Annotated in this window: 2 protein-coding genes; both read right to left on the bottom strand. The window is 52.7% G+C overall.

Translation table 11 applies throughout. The features are described from left to right. Positions 1-103: 103 nt before the first annotated feature. Positions 104-9,874: a hypothetical protein gene (locus ACO6V5_RS09635; RefSeq protein WP_422492103.1), complete on the bottom strand. Its 9,771-nt coding sequence runs from the start codon at positions 9,872-9,874 to the stop codon at positions 104-106. 190 nt (positions 9,875-10,064) lie between these two features. Next, positions 10,065-18,719, bottom strand: a complete 8,655-nt coding sequence (locus tag ACO6V5_RS09630; protein ID WP_422492102.1) for a hypothetical protein — start codon at positions 18,717-18,719, stop codon at positions 10,065-10,067. Between the last annotated feature and the right edge of the window lie 946 nt (positions 18,720-19,665).

Here is a 19,665-nt window from a genome sequence, read left to right as displayed (position 1 = left end):
CTTACGGAAACTACGCATCTTTCCGGTCTATCGCAGTGGCTTGATTTACATCCTTAGTTCAATGACTGGATTTATAAAAAAATAAATGCGTCGTAAATGTTGTTCAGCTCTGGCCTATCGTAGCTAAAGGTTGAGGAGTCGTCAGGCTTTGTATTGTTCCCCGATTTGCTGACGGAATAAACGACGGGCTCTCAACACTGTAATTGCCTGACAGGGCACTGAGGTCCTGAACCAGTCGCTGGTAGTGCTGGTAAAGTTCCGTATTATTCAGGCTTGTTCCTACTGGCCGCTCACTCTCCGACCCAATGTTGTTTTTCTCACCACCGGCCAGGCTGCACAGGTAATTCACCAGCCGTTGCCCTCTGCGAATGATTTTGTTCAGAAAGGTCACGGCTTCATTCTCTCCCCCGTCACTGTCGTTCATGGCTAACTTGCTGTCATTCCTGTTGATCATAGCCATGGGGTTCAGGCTGACTTGTCCACCTTTAAAGTGCAGACTGGCCAGCACCTCCGGTTTCACCAGTGCCAGTGTCTGGTTAGTGCCGGTATTGATGATCCTGAAGGTTTGGCTCTCCAATGGCAGGGAAGCGCTGCTGCGGGTAAAGTTGCTGCTGCGGGTGAGATTGCTCTGCACCTGCGGGTTACACTGGCTGAACGCCACCTGTCCCGGGGTCAGGTCGGTAAAGAACAGTGCGGTGCTGTTATCACCCGACAAACGTCGTAAATCCGCCTTAGACCCGGACGACAGTAGAACATAATGCTTGCCATGGCTGTCGATTGTGCGGGCTGGCCTGCACGCCCGCAGGTCATAGACGTCATTGCCAACACCGCCGACCAGCGGGCGCGTCCAGTCGAGAATGGCCTGCCACAGGCTGCTGTTGCCGGGCGTATCCAGCCTCCGGTTGTCACACTGGTCGCCCCGGTTTGCCAGCACTTCTGGCCGTGCTGCGATGTTGCCTGAGGTTCCCAGCAGCAGCAGGTCATGACCGCCCCATCCACGGAGTGACCACTGTCGGGCGTCGGCGCCAAGGTACAGAATATTACTGCGGCTATTGCCCCAGAGTCTCGCTGTCCTGTTACCGACGGCGGACGAGCTGATCACGGAGGGCAGAAACGGCCATGACTGGTAACCGCTGTCGGGTTTCGGCCCGTTCACCTGAACACTGCCCGGCTCCCAGCCCCACTGTCCTGTGCCAGTAATAAACACCTGACGTCTGACGTATGTGGCGTTCAGGGGTTCCACTGTCAGTTTAATCCCGTCCATCGCCTGGTAGGTGACGATTTTTACGGGTTGGTCCTGCTGGATGTACAGGGGGTTGCTGGCTGTGGCGTTGATGAATCGGAGGCGTTCCTTCCTGACGAGGCTGCTCACCGTGAGTGGCAGGACGACCCCCTGACCTGAGTCCGTCACCCGTGCTGCCAGGTCGGATAATGACAGCTCAAGGTCATTGAACACCAGCGTTGTGGGTTGCAGGAACTGGTCGTGCTGTCTGGCCCAGACCTGCTGAATCTCGATCTCGGCATCGCCGGTGGTAAACCGGTTGGACAGCACCAGGTTCTGACCCCGGCGCCAGGCAAGGAAGAGGAAGGCCGATACATTCAGTTCAATGCGGGTTTGTGCCCTGTCGTGCTTGGTGATGCTTTCTTCAGCCAGGCCGGGATGGATGAGGATTCGGGCAAAAAATGACAAGTCTGTCTCATCCAGTTTAATCACGTCGGACCCACCCTGGCTCTCCACCATGATCCCGAACCGCTGTCGGGTACCGTTCCGGACAAAGGCCACCCGATGCTCTTGGTAGTAAGTGTCCAGCCGCAACGTTTCCAGTTTGATCTTGTCGGCTCCGGGGGTTCCTGACAGCAGCAGACCCTCGGCCATCACGGCGACCCTGCCAAAGGTGCCCAGTGATTGGTAACCCTTTTGGGTGACCCGGTACAGCGTCTGGTTGTTCCGGTTATAAACGACCGTGCTCGTTGACGGAGGGAGCGAGAACTTCCGGACGCTGCCAATCACTTGCTGAACGCCGTGCTCCTTGCCAGGCAAACCGAACAACAGTCTCTGTTTACGTGGACTCTGGCCCTGGTAATCCATCCAGGCTACCTGGGTTGGGGAATAGCCAGAGCGCAGCGTGAGGGCGATCAGTTCGGTGTCAGCCTTCTGGCGTATGCCCGCTGGCAGAGATCCCATGGCCTGGTTAAAATCTTGCCGGGTCCAGTAGACCAGCCTGCCGGTGGTGTTTCTGGGTCCTATCAGGCTGAGGTCCAGCGCCACCAGGGCCAGATGCTCCCGGTTAGCCAGGTATTGGGCCGTCGGTGTCTGGATGCGCCACGCCCGGGCACCGTGTTCCCAGTGGTGGCTACCCCTCAAGTCGATACGCTTAGCCATGTAACGGCAGGGAACGGAGATTTGGTCATCGAACTCACTGGGCATCCCGGTCAGCGAAGCGGCGGCGGCCTCACCACAAAAGGGATGGCCTTTGGCGCCCTGATCAGGCTGTCGGAAAAACTCGAAAGCCTCCTCTTTGCGAGTGTCCGACAGGGCGAGCAGTTGGCCGTCGTCGTTCACCATGACTTCAAACTGGTCACCGGTGTTGGCTGCCAGCAGGGTGTCGCTGTCCGGGTAGTACCAGACGTCCAGTTGCCTGATCGCGCTGAACAGGGGGTGGTCGATGATTGCGGTGATGGGTCTCAGCGGCACCAGCCCCACCTTGGCCGAGAACCCCTCCCGGGCCCCTTTCAGCCGGTCTCGCAGCAGACTCTTGAGCTCACGGATGAAAAAACGGGCACTGGTGGTGGTCCAGGCTGTACCGGGGTGTTCTATGGTCAGTTTGGCGAAGATCAGGTTGACTACCTTGCCCAGGTTCAGGCTGTCCACCATCAGGCCAGACTGGGGGGTGAACTGGTGCACACTCAGGGTATCGTTCGACTTGGCGACGATCTGCCCGGTGGCTTCCACCTGCCAGTTCTTAAAAGGTCCTGACTCCACCGACAGGTTTTCGCTGACCACCCGGGTGTTATCCCAGGCCTTGTCCGGTATCCACAGCCGGTAGCCACCGTTGGTATCGGCCAGGAGGCTGCCGGAGTGCGCCTGCACATGCCTGAAGACGCCGACTCTGGCTATCTTTGCCTTTACTTCTGCCTTTTCCAGCGCTCGCTTCTCGCCTGCAGGGCGGATCAAATGGAAACCGGAGTTCAGCCGCTGGATACCACCGGGGCGATTCACGTCGGTGCTGAAGTAATACAGTTTGCCGGAGTGCCGACTGAACAAAATGTAGTAAACAGTCTGGCCCCGAACCACCACCTTGTGGACCGGCAGGTGCTCTTCACGCAGTGCCCTGCGGACACGCTCATTGATCGTCCGTAAACGGCTTCCGTCGTTTCTATTGTTTGGCATGTCGCCATCCAGCAGGCTGCTCAGGAAGGTAATATAGCTTCGGGTGGTGTCGTCATAAAAACCGGTTCTAAGAAGACGGCGGCTGCCGTAGCTATCGACATCCTGCAAGGGAATCAGCCCATGGTCGGATGTCGTTGTGTCAGATGCCACTGCAGGTGGGGTAGGGGGTACACTGAGCTGGCCATCCAGGGTTTCTGCCGCAATCACCTGGTGAGCCAGCTGACCGGACGGGCTGGCCGTCAACAGGTAATAATAGGGGGCATCAAATACCAGCAATTGTGACTCATCTTTGTTCGGCACTATCTTTGAGACATGGTGGCCAAACGAGCGGGCACTCAACTCATCGAAGTGCCTGATTTCCCGGGTCAGTGCCTCTTTATTCTGAAATAACACCTGGCCGTTGGCGGAGTCAAAAAAATAGTAGCCGGTAGCCGGGTTTCCCTGGACCGGTTGCAGCTGGACCGGTTGCACCTGGGCGCTGGCAGCAATGAGCCGGATTTCCTGATGCTTAAGGGTATCGTACCAAAGCAGGACCCGGCCCAACTGATCCCAGTCTGCTTCGGCCAGTCCCAGCTTGCCAGGGAAGCAGCGGTAGGGTTTCTTGAGATACTCATTAACCTGTCGGTCACAGTCCCGCTGGTGCTGTAACCAGGCTGGGTTCTGCCGATTATTGCTCTTGGGTAGTGGGTCAAGGGCACCGTTCATCTCCCACCGGTTCGGTATTTTGGGTGACCACCCGGATGTGGTTGTGGTCCACCGGTTCGGCGCTCCGTCCATACAGCGTGCACGGATCTGAGGTGAGAAGTCGCAGTCTTTCAGCTCCAGCGGCAGGAACCGGCTGGCCGCAGTGTAACGGCTCATGATTCTGTTCAGTTTCGACGCCCTTGATGGCCCGTCATTCAGCCCGCCATTGTCGTACAAGCGTTGAATCACTTTGTGATCCAGCAGCCGCCACTCAAACTGTGCGTTGGGATCCCGGGCCACTACTTTATACGAGGGAGCCTGTTCATACCAGGAGTGTGGTCTTGGTTCAGGAAATCGGAAAAGGGTCTCACCCAGCTTGAAGTCCCGGTTATCTTCATAGGACAGGCTCACCCAGGACCGACAGTTTTGTACCTGGTCATCCCGCTCAGTAATGCAGGCATAGGGGAGCTTGCCGTCGTAGTTCAACACCCAGGTAGAGGCCGTCTGCCCCTGGGGGTGAAGGTGGATAGTGTGTTCACCGTTGGATATCAGGGCGTAGGTTTTGTTGGCCCCTTCAGGACTATACACGTCATACTTCAGAAGTCGGGAGAATGTCGATGAGACCTCGCGAAAGACGACGACGTGATCCTTGTTATCGAGATACAGTCTGCTGGTTGACCGACGGTATTTCAAACTGTCGGTATGGGTGAACATCTGGCCAAGGTATTTATAGTCGTAGCTGATGTCATCACATGAGCCATGCCCGTCGCACTCGGTATACCGGGTGTCTTTCACTTTTTTCTGGTATAACCGTTTCAGCTTGCTGTCGCTGACAGCATCCAGAAGTTTCGCACCGGGGGAACTGCTGTCTGGCGCACTCCCCAGAGAGGTCTGGTCCAAGGGACTGTAGAGGAGCTTGACCTCCCACGGGGGTACAGAAGGCATTAAAATGACCTTTTTATCGCTCATCTGCCCCAGGTTGCGGAATACCCCGTCTGAGCATTGATACCCGGTTAAACGCGACTCCGTCCGGCACAATGTCGCCAGGGCATCGTCGATCAGGTTAAAGGTGTCAGGGGAGTATTCGATCCGGTTGATGTCGCTGGCGCAGTGCCGTAAAGGAGCCTTAGGTACATAGGGTATCTTCTCACAGTTTTTCTGTTTCCAGTCGTCTTTTTTCCCGGCGATTAAGGTTGGCTTGAATGAATAGACGCCACCGTAGGTCAGGGTCTGGTTCGCCAGGTTGATAGACCGGATGTTCAGGGGCAGGAGACTTTTGCCATCCTCGCTCATCAAGGCATTGAGGGTCTGCTTGTTGGCCAGGAAGCTTTTGGGGTCCAGCTGGGCGTGGATCAGGTCAAAGATTTTGGCAGCCTCACCCGAGGCATCCTGCAACTTTTTGTAGGCCAGCTTTTTTAACTTCCTTTTATAGTTCTCCTGAAAAATACCCCTGACGTAGTGCATGATCCCGTCAATAAATGCCCCGACTGGCCCGAGGAACTCTGAAATGACGGAGACATAGGTATCCACCCACTCAAAGGTCACCATGGATTCCATGAGTTTCTTGACTTCCGGGTCCTCTTCGTTCTCGTACTCAATGAGGGTCAGGGTGAGACTGGCTCCCGGCACGGCGAGACCCAGTATGGGCACAAAACGACCGACTTTTTTACCCAGCCTGCCGACTTTTTTCAGACCGCCGGGCAACTTGCCCGACCCGGAAATATCGGGTAGCTTTGGTGGTTTCTGACCGGGGGGCAATGACGACCGGATGGCCGGGATGATTGTCTTGATCCCCTGTCGCCCGAGATTGATGATCTCAATCCCTTGCAATGCCACAGCCGTATAAAAAAGCGTCTGGCGCCCGGTATAAATCTGCTGTTGGGTGTCCGTCATATTCTGAGACGGGGGATTTTTGTAATGGTGTCCCACAGGGGAAAGCCCTGCTATCAGGTCGTAAAGGCCTATAAAAGACCTGAGCTTTTCCAGTCCGTTGGTGGAAGATTTTTTTCCTTTGACCCGGAATCCCTGACGACCCGTCCCCTGGAGAAAGCCCCGGAAGCGATCAAAGGCACCGGAGGTAAACCGGATGTTCTTACGGGTCAGGGTATCGGGTTCCATAAAGTCCATGCGCCAGCCACGGCCATCCCGACGAAGGGTATCCAGTTGGGGAGCCATGCTGTCGGCGAGTGAGTGCCGGGCTTTAATGTCCCCCAGGGCGGTATCAAACTCCAGCAGCCGCTGCCTGAATTCGGCTCGTTCAGAGGCCACACTTGAGAGGCTGTCTTCAGTCCGGGGCGGCACCGGAACCGAAAGGTGGCTGGGCGGCAAATAGCGGAGCGGGGGATTTGAATCCAATGACCGGGGCGACCTCAGCACAGTCTTTTCGCCGGGAAGCAACCGGTACTCCGGTTGTCCGGTGCCCGGGGAGCGCAGCACAAGGCTTTCAATCGCCGGGCGGTCCTTCGGCATCAGATGCTGGATATCTTTCACCAGTCGTTTGAAAACCTGGGGGCTGCCACTTCTGGGTTCGACAATCAGCTTGCCGACCAGGGGTTTGCCATGGGTGGGCGAGCGGGTCATAAAGGTTTTCAGGGCGTTCAGGGCTGTGATTCCGCGGGACTGGTTGCTGCTGGCAAGATCGCTGACGGTCAGGGTGGCGATGTAGCGGTCCGGGGTAAAGTCGACCAGTGTCGTCAAAGCATGGGCAATCAGTCTGGCTGGCCGACCGAGAACGGTGACGCGGTTGCCGTCTCCCCCGGCGATGGCCGACTGAACCCGGCCATCGGGTGTGAGCAGCACATAACCGGCAGCGGGGGTAGCTTTCAGCAACAGGGGCTGACCACTCAGGGTGCCGTCTTTTATCTGCTGTTGAGCGCGGGTAAACGAATCTTCGTCCAGGGCAATGACCGAGTGCATGCCCCGGGCGTGAGCCAATGCGTCCTTGCCTTCCAGGCGACGAAACCGGGTGAAAAAATTCTGCAGCCAGCGCTCATCTTCGTTGGCGGGTTTGATCAGGGCGATATCCGTTTTTTTCCTGTCGTTGCCAAGACGGAGCTGGGTTTTGAAGCCGGAAAGTAACCGGAGGGCATACTCCAGGTTTTTGCGTCGAGCATCGCAGCTGCCGGCACCGGCTGATCTTCGAGGCCTGCGACAAGCCCCTTGTGGCGGGACCGGGAGAACATGTACGTTGTCGAAATCATTTTTGAATTCTGCGTTAATTTCGGCGGCACCTTTCGGCGTTTCAATATCGACATTGTGAATATAGTATGAGCCTTTCTGTACTTGGTTTTTGATGTTTTCGAAGGCCTTGGCCTTTGCTTCATTACTTTTGAAGTGTTCTATCTCCCGCTCAAGCTGATTCATGTGATCATTGGTAAAACGTCTTTCATAGCGCGCAAGCCACTCAGTGTAAGAGGAAGATTGCATCGCCATTTGGAGTGTTTCTCTCAAACGCCTGGTTTCTGTTTCATGCGGATGAATGAAAGCAGCATTTTCAGTCGGCGGTTGCTGCACTAATCCAAAATAGATCGCTGCCTGGAAATCTGTGTAGTATGAGTATTTGCTGGCATCTTTTCTATTGTCGATAAACTCTCGGCGGCCTGTGGAAGTGGGCACTCTGTTTTCGGATCCGGCAGAGTCAGAACCATCCTGGTGTCTGTCACCGGCATACAACATTTCGACAAGGGCTGCAGCTGAATCCGTCACGAGTCTGGGATCGGTTGAACGCTGCGAATTCTCAGCGACTACGGATTCGAACAACTGATCTGCGAACATGGATTCGGGAGTTTTAATGTCGGGTCTGGGATGAAACTCTTTATCAGGGTCAAGGGAGTCCAACCCGAACTTGGCTATGTAAGTAACGGTGTCGTCTTCATTCCGGGTAAAAACAATACGGTTGAGTTCAGGATCGGGCGCATCTCTTGAGGTTGACGGCCTGTTAGGATCACCACCGGTGGTTTGCCGTGGAACGCCTGCGGATAAGTATCCCCGAACTGCAACAGCAGAATTTGCACGGATACCTTTTTTGGCCAATTCTCTCAGAACTTCAGGTACAATATAACCTTTCTGGCCAGCATCCAATACACCCTCAGAATCTGGAATGCCTTGTGCAGAGTTATCAAAAGAGAATGCTATGTTTTGTACGGTGGTATTCTCGGGGATCACTGTTCTTAAGATTATTGATAGCCTTTGCACTAAGGATAGGGAGTGAATAGAATAAATGTTATCCGATTCGATATCAGGGAAATCAAGACTTCCAGTAATGAAGACTTTAGTGTCTTCGCCGATATTTTTGAATGGTGTTCCTAAAATTGTTTTAATTACTAGTCTTTGCCTTTTAACAGAATAAAAAAAGTCATACAAGACGTTCTTGTCTGCTGGAGTGCGAAACCTATAATATTTTCCATAACTCTGCCTTGCAGACTTTCCATCGTCCTTAGTCGGGGGCATATTAATCATTATGAACTTGTCGTATGGTCGCCTGTGCGCCGGATCTGGCAGGTCAGAATCAGAGTTCATGCTATAGAAGGGGTTTTGCTCTGAGAAGCTCTTAACTCGGGAGATTAAAGGTTCTTCTCCGTAATCGGTGCTTTCTATTCTTTCAAAAGCGTCATAACCTAGTTTAGCGAGAATCCGGTGGTCAAGATCCCCGTTATTATATGAAAGCTCCGCTAACATGATTGCAATTCCATTGATTTTTTTGTTGTCGGCAGGATCTTCATATTTAAAGAATTCATTCAAAGTCTTGTTTATCTCCGTTACGCGTCTTTCTTTGCTTATTTCATTATTATTTTTAAATTTTTCTAAAACACTATGGAAAAATGTGGCTTCCTGGATTACTTTGTTGATCAGTGGGTTATTTGGGAAAGCTTCCACCATCATTGGTTTGACTGAATCATCGAGGTGTCCAGCTCTAATCTCGTCTTTAGGAGGTATAGTTCTACCGAAAAATATTTTAGAATTACTAGCCCACTTCATATTTTGACGATTACTCAGTCTATGAAATAGATCGCTAATATTGGTTATTTCTACGGCAGCTCTAATTCGATTTAATTGTTCTTGTGGCAGGTTTATATCGTCTGTGTTGAAAAAACGGTCAGGATCAGGAATGATTCCACGTTTGAACATATGTTGCACAATAGCATGTATCTTAGCTCTTTCTAGCTGCTCTCTCTCACTACTGTCCAATCCCCCTTCCGACACAGGCGCGTGCGAAATGCCCTGTTTTTCAAAGGGCGCAAGCCTCAGTGCTGGTAGCAGTCCTTTATCAAAATAGACCCCTCCATCAGAGAATAAATGAGAAAACCCTATAGTTCTTGCGGTTATCACAGTTTTTTTAAGGCTTAAGGTGTACTTAATATATTCACTGTGTTGTCGTTCAAAAGCAGAAGTATCTCCTCTAACATAAGCCCTGCTAATGGAATTTTGAATTTGATTTAACACATTGATGGTTTTATTCCATTGGGTGGTAAACGACCTCTTTACACTGTCTGAAAAATCGGCTTTCATTATATCCAATCTTTCTACATCAACGTTTTCACCCATAAAAGTATCGATTTTTTGCCAGATACTACGCCTCAACCGCGCAATATCAGCGGGGTAATCTGTTTCAATCGTTTGTTGCATTCTCTCAGAATACAGCAACGAATATAAAATTCTTTTGTATATCAAGGCTTTGGGAGCCCATACATAGATGTCATGGTTCGGGTTCGCCCAGGCCCATATTGCCAGCCAAATACGCTCCCAACCTTCAATAGCATCGACAATAGCAACATGTACCTTATTGGTTATAGATGGCATGATAACTCCTGGTAGATTGAACTGCATGGTTTTCAGAGGGGGGTGATACTTGTCTTTTCACTGGCGTGCTCAGAGGACTTTAAATGCTCAAAGATTGCACCGTGCAGTGTAGTTCGTAATTGAGAAGGTGACCTTCTTTTCAGTTATATAAAATAAAAGTGTCGTATTAAATTTTAATGATAGGGAATTTTTAATGTTGTTCAGCCTTGACCATCGTCGTCAAATTTAGCGGAGTCGTCAGGTTCTGCATTATTCCCTTGATTTCCGATGGCATAGACGACGGGCTCTCGCTGCTGCGATTGCCTGACAGGGCACTGAGGTCCTGAACCAGTCGCTGGTAGTGCTGGTAAAGTTCCGTATTATTCAGGCTTGTTCCTACTGGCCGCTCACTCTCCGACCCAATGTTGTTTTTCTCACCTCCGGCCAGGCTGCACAGGTAATTCACCAGCCGTTGCCCTCTGCGAATGATTTTGTTCAGAAAGGTCACGGCTTCATTCTCTCCCCCGTCACTGTCGTTCATGGCTAACTTGCTGTCATTCCTGTTGATCATAGCCATGGGGTTCAGGCTGACTTGTCCACCTTTAAAGTGCAGACTGGCCAGCACCTCCGGTTTCACCAGTGCCAGTGTCTGGTTAGTGCCGGTATTGATGATCCTGAAGGTTTGGCTCTCCAATGGCAGGGAAGCGCTGCTGCGGGTAAAGTTGCTGCTGCGGGTGAGATTGCTCTGCACCTGCGGGTTACACTGGCTGAACGCCACCTGTCCCGGGGTCAGGTCGGTAAAGAACAGTGCGGTGCTGTTATCACCCGACAAACGTCGTAAATCCGCCTTAGACCCGGACGACAGTAGAACATAATGCTTGCCATGGCTGTCGATTGTGCGGGCTGGCCTGCACGCCCGCAGGTCATAGACGTCATTGCCAACACCGCCGACCAGCGGGCGGGTCCAGTCGAGAATGGCCTGCCAAAGGCTGCTGTTGCCGGGCGTATCCAGCCTCCGGTTGTCACACTGGTCGCCCCGGTTTGCCAGCACTTCTGGCCGTGCTGCGATGTTGCCTGAGGTTCCCAGCAGCAGCAGGTCATGACCGCCCCATCCACGGAGTGACCACTGTCGGGCGTCGGCGCCAAGGTACAGAATATTACTGCGGCTATTGCCCCAGAGTCTCGCTGTCCTGTTACCGACGGCGGACGAGCTGATCACGGAGGGCAGAAACGGCCATGACTGGTAACCGCTGTCGGGTTTCGGCCCGCTCACCTGAACACTGCCCGGCTCCCAGCCCCACTGTCCTGTGCCAGTAATAAACACCTGACGTCTGACGTATGTGGCGTTCAGGGGTTCCACTGTCAGTTTAATCCCGTCCATCGCCTGGTAGGTGACGATTTTTACGGGTTGGTCCTGCTGGATGTACAGGGGGTTGCTGGCTGTGGCGTTGATGAATCGGAGGCGTTCCTTCCTGACGAGGCTGCTCACCGTGAGTGGCAGGACGACCCCCTGACCTGAGTCCGTCACCCGTGCTGCCAGGTCGGATAATGACAGCTCAAGGTCATTGAACACCAGCGTTGTGGGTTGCAGGAACTGGTCGTGCTGTCTGGCCCAGACCTGCTGAATCTCGATCTCGGCATCGCCGGTGGTAAACCGGTTGGACAGCACCAGGTTCTGACCCCGGCGCCAGGCAAGGAAGAGGAAGGCCGATACATTCAGTTCAATGCGGGTTTGTGCCCTGTCGTGCTTGGTGATGCTTTCTTCAGCCAGGCCGGGATGGATGAGGATTCGGGCAAAAAATGACAAGTCTGTCTCATCCAGTTTAATCACGTCGGACCCACCCTGGCTCTCCACCATGATCCCGAACCGCTGTCGGGTACCGTTCCGGACAAAGGCCACCCGATGCTCTTGGTAGTAAGTGTCCAGCCGCAACGTTTCCAGTTTGATCTTGTCGGCTCCGGGGGTTCCTGACAGCAGCAGACCCTCGGCCATCACGGCGACCCTGCCAAAGGTGCCCAGTGATTGGTAACCCTTTTGGGTGACCCGGTACAGCGTCTGGTTGTTCCGGTTATAAACGACCGTGCTCGTTGACGGAGGGAGCGAGAACTTCCGGACGCTGCCAATCACTTGCTGAACGCCGTGCTCCTTGCCAGGCAAACCGAACAACAGTCTCTGTTTACGGGGACTCCGGCCCTGGTAATCCATCCAGGCTACCTGGGTTGGGGAATAGCCAGAGCGCAGCGTGAGGGCGATCAGTTCGGTGTCAGCCTTCTGGCGTATGCCCGCTGGCAGAGATCCCATGGCCTGGTTAAAATCTTGCCGGGTCCAGTAGACCAGCCTGCCGGTGGTGTTTCTGGGTCCTATCAGGCTGAGGTCCAGCGCCACCAGGGCCAGATGCTCCCGGTTAGCCAGGTATTGGGCCGTCGGTGTCTGGATGCGCCACGCCCGGGCACCGTGTTCCCAGTGGTGGCTACCCCTCAAGTCGATACGCTTAGCCATGTAACGGCAGGGAACGGAGATTTGGTCATCGAACTCACTGGGCATCCCGGTCAGCGAAGCGGCGGCGGCCTCACCACAAAAGGGATGGCCTTTGGCGCCCTGATCAGGCTGTCGGAAAAACTCGAAAGCCTCCTCTTTGCGAGTGTCCGACAGCGCGAGCAGTTGGCCGTCGTCGTTCACCATGACTTCAAACTGGTCACGGGTGTTGGCTGCCAGCAGGGTGTCGCTGTCCGGGTAGTACCAGACGTCCAGTTGCCTGATCGCGCTGAACAGGGGGTGGTCGATGATTGCGGTGATGGGTCTCAGCGGCACCAGCCCCACCTTGGCCGAGAACCCCTCCCGGGCCCCATTCAGCCGGTCTCGCAGCAGACTCTTGAGCTCACGGATGAAAAAACGGGCACTGGTGGTGGTCCAGGTTGTACCGGGGTGTTCTATGGTCAGTTTGGCGAAGATCAGGTTGACTACCTTGCCCAGGTTCAGGCTGTCCACCATCAGGCCAGACTGGGGGGTGAACTGGTGCACACTCAGGGTATCGTTCGACTTGGCGACGATCTGCCCGGTGGCTTCCACCTGCCAGTTCTTAAAAGGTCCTGACTCCACCGACAGGTTTTCGCTGACCACCCGGGTGTTATCCCAGGCCTTGTCCGGTATCCACAGCCGGTAGCCACCGTTGGTATCGGCCAGGAGGCTGCCGGAGTGCGCCTGCACATGCCTGAAGACGCCGACTCTGGCTATCTTTGCCTTTACTTCTGCCTTTTCCAGCGCTCGCTTCTCGCCTGCAGGGCGGATCAAATGGAAACCGGAGTTCAGCCGCTGGATACCACCGGGGCGATTCACGTCGGTGCTGAAGTAATACAGTTTGCCGGAGTGCCGACTGAACAAAATGTAGTAAACAGTCTGGCCCCGAACCACCACCTTGTGGACCGGCAGGTGCTCTTCACGCAGTGCCCTGCGGACACGCTCATTGATCGTCCGTAAACGGCTTCCGTCGTTTCTATTGTTTGGCATGTCGCCATCCAGCAGGCTGCTCAGGAAGGTAATATAGCTTCGGGTGGCGTCGTCATAAAAACCGGTTCTAAGAAGACGGCGGCTGCCGTAGCTATCGACATCCTGCAAGGGAATCAGCCCATGGTCGGATGTCGTTGTGTCAGATGCCACTGCAGGTGGGGTAGGGGGTACACTGAGCTGGCCATCCAGGGTTTCTGCCGCAATCACCTGGTGAGCCAGCTGACCGGACGGGCTGGCCGTCAACAGGTAATAATAGGGGGCATCAAATACCAGCAATTGTGACTCATCTTTGTTCGGCACTATCTTTGAGACATGGTGGCCAAACGAGCGGGCACTCAACTCATCGAAGTGCCTGATTTCCCGGGTCAGTGCCTCTTTATTCTGAAATAACACCTGGCCGTTGGCGGAGTCAAAAAAATAGTAGCCGGTAGCCGGGTTTCCCTGGACCGGTTGCAGCTCGGCGCTGGCAGCAATGAGCCGGATTTCCTGATGCTTAAGGGTATCGTACCAAAGCAGGACCCGGCCCAACTGATCCCAGTCTGCTTCGGCCAGTCCCAGCTTGCCAGGGAAGCAGCGGTAGGGTTTCTTGAGATACTCATTAACCTGTCGGTCACAGTCCCGCTGGTGCTGTAACCAGGCTGGGTTCTGCCGATTATTGCTCTTGGGTAGTGGGTCAAGGGCACCGTTCATCTCCCACCGGTTCGGTATTTTGGGTGACCACCCGGATGTGGTTGTGGTCCACCGGTTCGGCGCTCCGTCCATACAGCGTGCACGGATCTGAGGTGAGAAGTCGCAGTCTTTCAGCTCCAGCGGCAGGAACCGGCTGGCCGCAGTGTAACGGCTCATGATTCTGTTCAGTTTCGACGCCCTTGATGGCCCGTCATTCAGTCCTCCATTGTCGTACAAGCGCTGAATCACTTTGTGATCCAGCAGCCGCCACTCAAACTGTGCGTTGGGATCCCGGGCCACGACTTTATACGAGGGAGCCTGTTCATACCAGGAGTGTGGTCTTGGTTCAGGAAATCGGAAAAGGGTCTCACCCAGCTTGAAGTCCCGGTTATCTTCATAGGACAGGCTCACCCAGGACCGACAGTTTTGTACCTGGTCATCCCGCTCAGTAATGCAGGCATAGGGGAGCTTGCCGTCGTAGTTCAACACCCAGGTAGAGGCCGTCTGCCCCTGGGGGTGAAGGTGGATAGTGTGTTCACCGTTGGATATCAGGGCGTAGGTTTTGTTGGCCCCTTCAGGACTATACACGTCATACTTCAGAAGTCGGGAGAATGTCGATGAGACCTCGCGAAAGACGACGACGTGATCCTTGTTATCGAGATACAGTCTGCTGGTTGACCGACGGTATTTCAAACTGTCGGTATGGGTGAACATCTGGCCAAGGTATTTATAGTCGTAGCTGATGTCATCACATGAGCCATGCCCGTCGCACTCGGTATACCGGGTGTCTTTCACTTTTTTCTGGTATAACCGTTTCAGCTTGCTGTCGCTGACAGCATCCAGAAGTTTCGCACCGGGGGAACTGCTGTCTGGCGCACTCCCCAGAGAGGTCTGGTCCAAGGGACTGTAGAGGAGCTTGACCTCCCACGGGGGTACAGAAGGCATTAAAATGACCTTTTTATCGCTCATCTGCCCCAGGTTGCGGAATACCCCGTCTGAGCATTGATACCCGGTTAAACGCGACTCCGTCCGGCACAATGTCGCCAGGGCATCGTCGATCAGGTTAAAGGTGTCAGGGGAGTATTCGATCCGGTTGATGTCGCTGGCGCAGTGCCGTAAAGGAGCCTTGGGTACATAGGGTATCTTCTCACAGTTTTTCTGTTTCCAGTCGTCTTTTTTCCCGGCGATTAAGGTTGGCTTGAATGAATAGACGCCACCGTAGGTCAGGGTCTGGTTCTCCAGGTTGATAGACCGGATGTTCAGGGGCAGGAGACTTTTGCCATCCCCGCTCATCAAGGCATTGAGGGTCTGCTTGTTGGCCAGGAAGCTTTTGGGGTCCAGCTGGGCGTGGATCAGGTCAAAGATTTTGGCAGCCTCACCCGAAGCATCCTGCAACTTTTTGTAGGCCAGCTTTTTTAACTTCCTTTTATAGTTCTCCTGAAAAATACCCCTGACGTAGTGCATGATCCCGTCAATAAATGCCCCGACTGGCCCGAGGAACTCTGAAATGACGGAGACATAGGTATCCACCCACTCAAAGGTCACCATGGATTCCATGAGTTTCTTGACTTCCGGGTCCTCTTCGTTCTCGTACTCAATGAGGGTCAAGGTGAGACTGGCTCCCGGCACGGCGAGACCCAGTATGGGCACAAAACGACCGACTTTTTTACCCAGCCTGCCGACTTTTTTCAGACCGCCGGGCAACTTGCCCGACCCGGAAATATCGGGTAGCTTTGGTGGTTTCTGACCGGGGGGCAATGACGACCGGATGGCCGGGATGATTGTCTTGATCCCCTGTCGCCCGAGATTGATGATCTCAATCCCTTGCAATGCCACAGCCGTATAAAAAAGCGTCTGGCGCCCGGTATAAATCTGCTGTTGGGTGTCCGTCATATTCTGAGACGGGGGATTTTTGTAATGGTGTCCCACAGGGGAAAGCCCTGCTATCAGGTCGTAAAGGCCTATAAAAGACCTGAGCTTTTCCAGTCCGTTGGTGGAAGATTTTTTTCCTTTGACCCGGAATCCCTGACGACCCGTCCCCTGGAGAAAGCCCCGGAAGCGATCAAAGGCACCGGAGGTAAACCGGATGTTCTTACGGGTCAGGGTATCGGGTTCCATAAAGTCCATGCGCCAGCCACGGCCATCCCGACGAAGGGTATCCAGTTGGGGAGCCATGCTGTCGGCGAGTGAGTGCCGGGCTTTAATGTCCCCCAGGGCGGTATCAAACTCCAGCAGCCGCTGCCTGAATTCGGCTCGTTCAGAGGCCACACTTGAGAGGCTGTCTTCAGTCCGGGGCGGCACCGGAACCGAAAGGTGGCTGGGCGGCAAATAGCGGAGCGGGGGATTTGAATCCGATGGCCGGGGCGACCTCAGCACAGTCTTTTCGCCGGGAAGCAACCGGTACTCCGGTTGTCCGGTGCCCGGGGAGCGCAGCACAAGGCTTTCAATCGCCGGGCGGTCCTTCGGCATCAGATGCTGGATATCTTTCACCAGTCGTTTGAAAACCTGGGGGCTGCCACTTCTGGGTTCGACAATCAGCTTGCCGACCAGGGGTTTGCCATGGGTGGGCGAGCGGGTCATAAAGGTTTTCAGGGCGTTCAGGGCTGTGATTCCGCGGGACTGGTTGCTGCTGGCAAGATCGCTGACGGTCAGGGTGGCGATGTAGCGGTCCGGGGTAAAGTCGACCAGTGTCGTCAAAGCATGGGCAATCAGTCTGGCTGGCCGACCGAGAACGGTGACGCGGTTGCCGTCTCCCCCGGCGATGGCCGACTGAACCCGGCCATCGGGTGTGAGCAGCACATAACCGGCAGCGGGGGTAGCTTTCAGCAACAGGGGCTGACCACTCAGGGTGCCGTCTTTTATCTGCTGTTGAGCGCGGGTAAACGAGTCTTCGTTCAGGGCAATAACCGAGTGCATACCCCGGGTGTAAGCTAATGCGTCCTTGCCTTCCAGGCGACGATACCGGGTGAAAAAATTCTGCAGCCAGCGCTCATCTTCGTTGGCGGGTTTGATCAGGGCGATATCCGTTTTTTTCCTGTCGTTGCCAAGACGGAGCTGGGTTTTGAAGCCGGAAAGTAACCGGAGGGCATACTCCAGGTTTTTGCGTCGAGCATCGCAGCTGCCGGCACCGGCTGATCTTCGAGGCCTGCGACAAGCCCCTTGTGGCGGGACCGGGAGAACATGTACGTTGTCGAAATCATTTTTGAATTCTGCGTTAATTTCGGCGGCACCTTTCGGCGTTTCAATATCGACATTGTGAATATAGTATGAGCCTTTCTGTACTTGGTTTTTGATGTTTTCGAAGGCCTTGGCCTTTGCTTCATTACTTTTGAAGTGTTCTATCTCCCGCTCAAGCTGATTCATGTGATCATTGGTAAAACGTCTTTCATAGCGCGCAAGCCACTCAGTGTAAGAGGAAGATTGCATCGCCATTTGGAGTGTTTCTCTCAAACGCCTGGTTTCTGTTTCATGCGGATGAATGAAAGCAGCATTTTCAGTCGGCGGTTGCTGCACTAATCCAAAATAGATCGCTGCCTGGAAATCTGTGTAGTATGAGTATTTGCTGGCATCTTTTCTATTGTCGATAAACTCACGGCGGCCTGTGGAAGTGGGCACTCTGTTTTCGGATCCGGCAGAGGCAGAACCATCCCGGTGTCTGTCACCGGCATACATCATTTCGACAAGAGCTGCAGCTGAATCCGGCGCGAGTCTGGGATCGGTCGAACGCTGGGAATTCTCAGCGACTACGGATTCGAACAACTGATCTGCGAACATGGATTCGGAAATGTCAATGTTGGGTCTGCGAGTAAATTCATTATCAGGGTCAAGGGAGTCCAACCCGAACTTGGCTATGTAAGTAACGGTGTCGTCTTCATTCCGGGTAAAAACAATACGGTTGAGTTCAGGATCGGGCGCATCTCTTGAGGTTGACGGCCCGTTAGGATCACCACCGGTGGTTTGCCGTGGAACGCCTGCGGATAAGTATCCCCGAACTGCAACAGCTGAATTTGCATGGATACCTTTTTTAGCCAGCTCCCTCAGAACTTCAGGTATAACATAATCTCTCTGACCAGCAGCCAATACACCTTCAACATCTGGAATGTCTTGTGCGGAGTTATCAAAAGAGAATGCTATGTTTTGTACGGTGGTATTCTCAGGGATCACTTTACTTAAAACTGATAATAGCTTTTTCACTAAGAATCGGGAGTTGATGTGATTAACGGCACTCGACTCGGTACCAGAGAAATCAAGACTTCCAGTAATGAATACTTTAGTGTCTTCGCCAATATTTTTGAATGGTTTTCCTGCAATTATACTAAGTTCTTGCCTTTGCATTGCATCAGATTCAACAAAGTCGTACAGAACAGAGCTGCTATCTTGAATGCGGTAATTATTATAAAGTCTATAACACTTTCTCAAAGATTCTTCTATATTTTCCGGAATGTCATGAAGATTAATCATTATGAACTTGTCGTATGCTCGTTTGTACTTTGGTTCTGGCAGGTCAGAATCATTGCCATAAGAAATCGTGCTATAGAAGGGATTGTTCGCTAAGAAACCATTCTTCTCGGTAATTGAGCTAATTGCTCTGGCATGGGTCTTTTTTAATCTTTCAAAAGCGTCATAACCTAGACTGGCGAGAATCCGGTAGTCAAAATCCCCGTTATGATATGAAAGCTCTGTTAACATTATTGATACTTTAACGATTTCATCGCTGGAGACAGCAGCTTTATTTTTATAGAATTCCTTCAAAGTCTCCTGTAATTGTGGTATGCGTACTTGTTTGATTGTTTCATTTTTTTTAAATTTTTCTAAAAGCGTGTGGAAAAGTAAGGTTTCTTTAATTACTTTTTGGAGCAGTAGGTTATTTGGGAGAGCCTCCAACATTATTGGCTCGATTGAATCATTAAGGTATGAAGCTTCAGCCCTATTTTCAGAAAATAAAGCTCTACTGAAAAGTATTTTATGATGGGTGTATCCGTTTAGTCCAATAGAACTCAGTTTGTTAAATAGATCGCCAATACTGATTTCTTCTACGACTCTTTTAACTAGATTGAATGCTTCTTTTGGCAGTTTTATATCGTCTACCTTAAAATAATCTCCAGGATTAGGAATAATTCCATTTGCGTACATTTTTTGCAAAAGAGCACTTACCTTAGCTCTTTCTAGCGGCTCCCTGGCAATCCTGCCCCATCCCATTCCAGATATGCTCGTGAGCGAAACACCCCTTTTTTTAAAGGGCTCTTCGTTCAGTGATGGTAGCAGTCCTTTATCAATATATACCCCTCCATCAGAGAGTAAATGAGAAAACCCTATAGCTCTTGCGGCTACCAAAGTTTTTTTAAGACCTAAGGTGTATTTGATATACTCACTGTTTTCTCGTTCAAAATAAGACTCGGATTCTTCAACAACAGCCCTGCTAATGGAATTTTTAATTGTATTTAACACACGTTTGGTTTTATTCCATTGGTCAATAAACGACTTCTTTACACTGCCTGAAAAATCGGCTCTCATTATATCCAATCTTTCTACATCAACGTTTTCACCCATAAAAGTATCGATTTTTTGCCAGATGCTATGCCTCAACCTCACAATATCAAAGGGATAATCTGTTTCAGTAGTTTGTTGTATTCTC

Source organism: Endozoicomonas sp. ALD068 (genome assembly GCF_049310145.1).
In the GTDB taxonomy this organism is placed as follows: Bacteria; Pseudomonadota; Gammaproteobacteria; order Pseudomonadales; family Endozoicomonadaceae; genus Endozoicomonas_A.
Note: the sequence above shows the minus strand (reverse complement) of the source record. Positions and strands in the feature narration are given on the sequence as shown.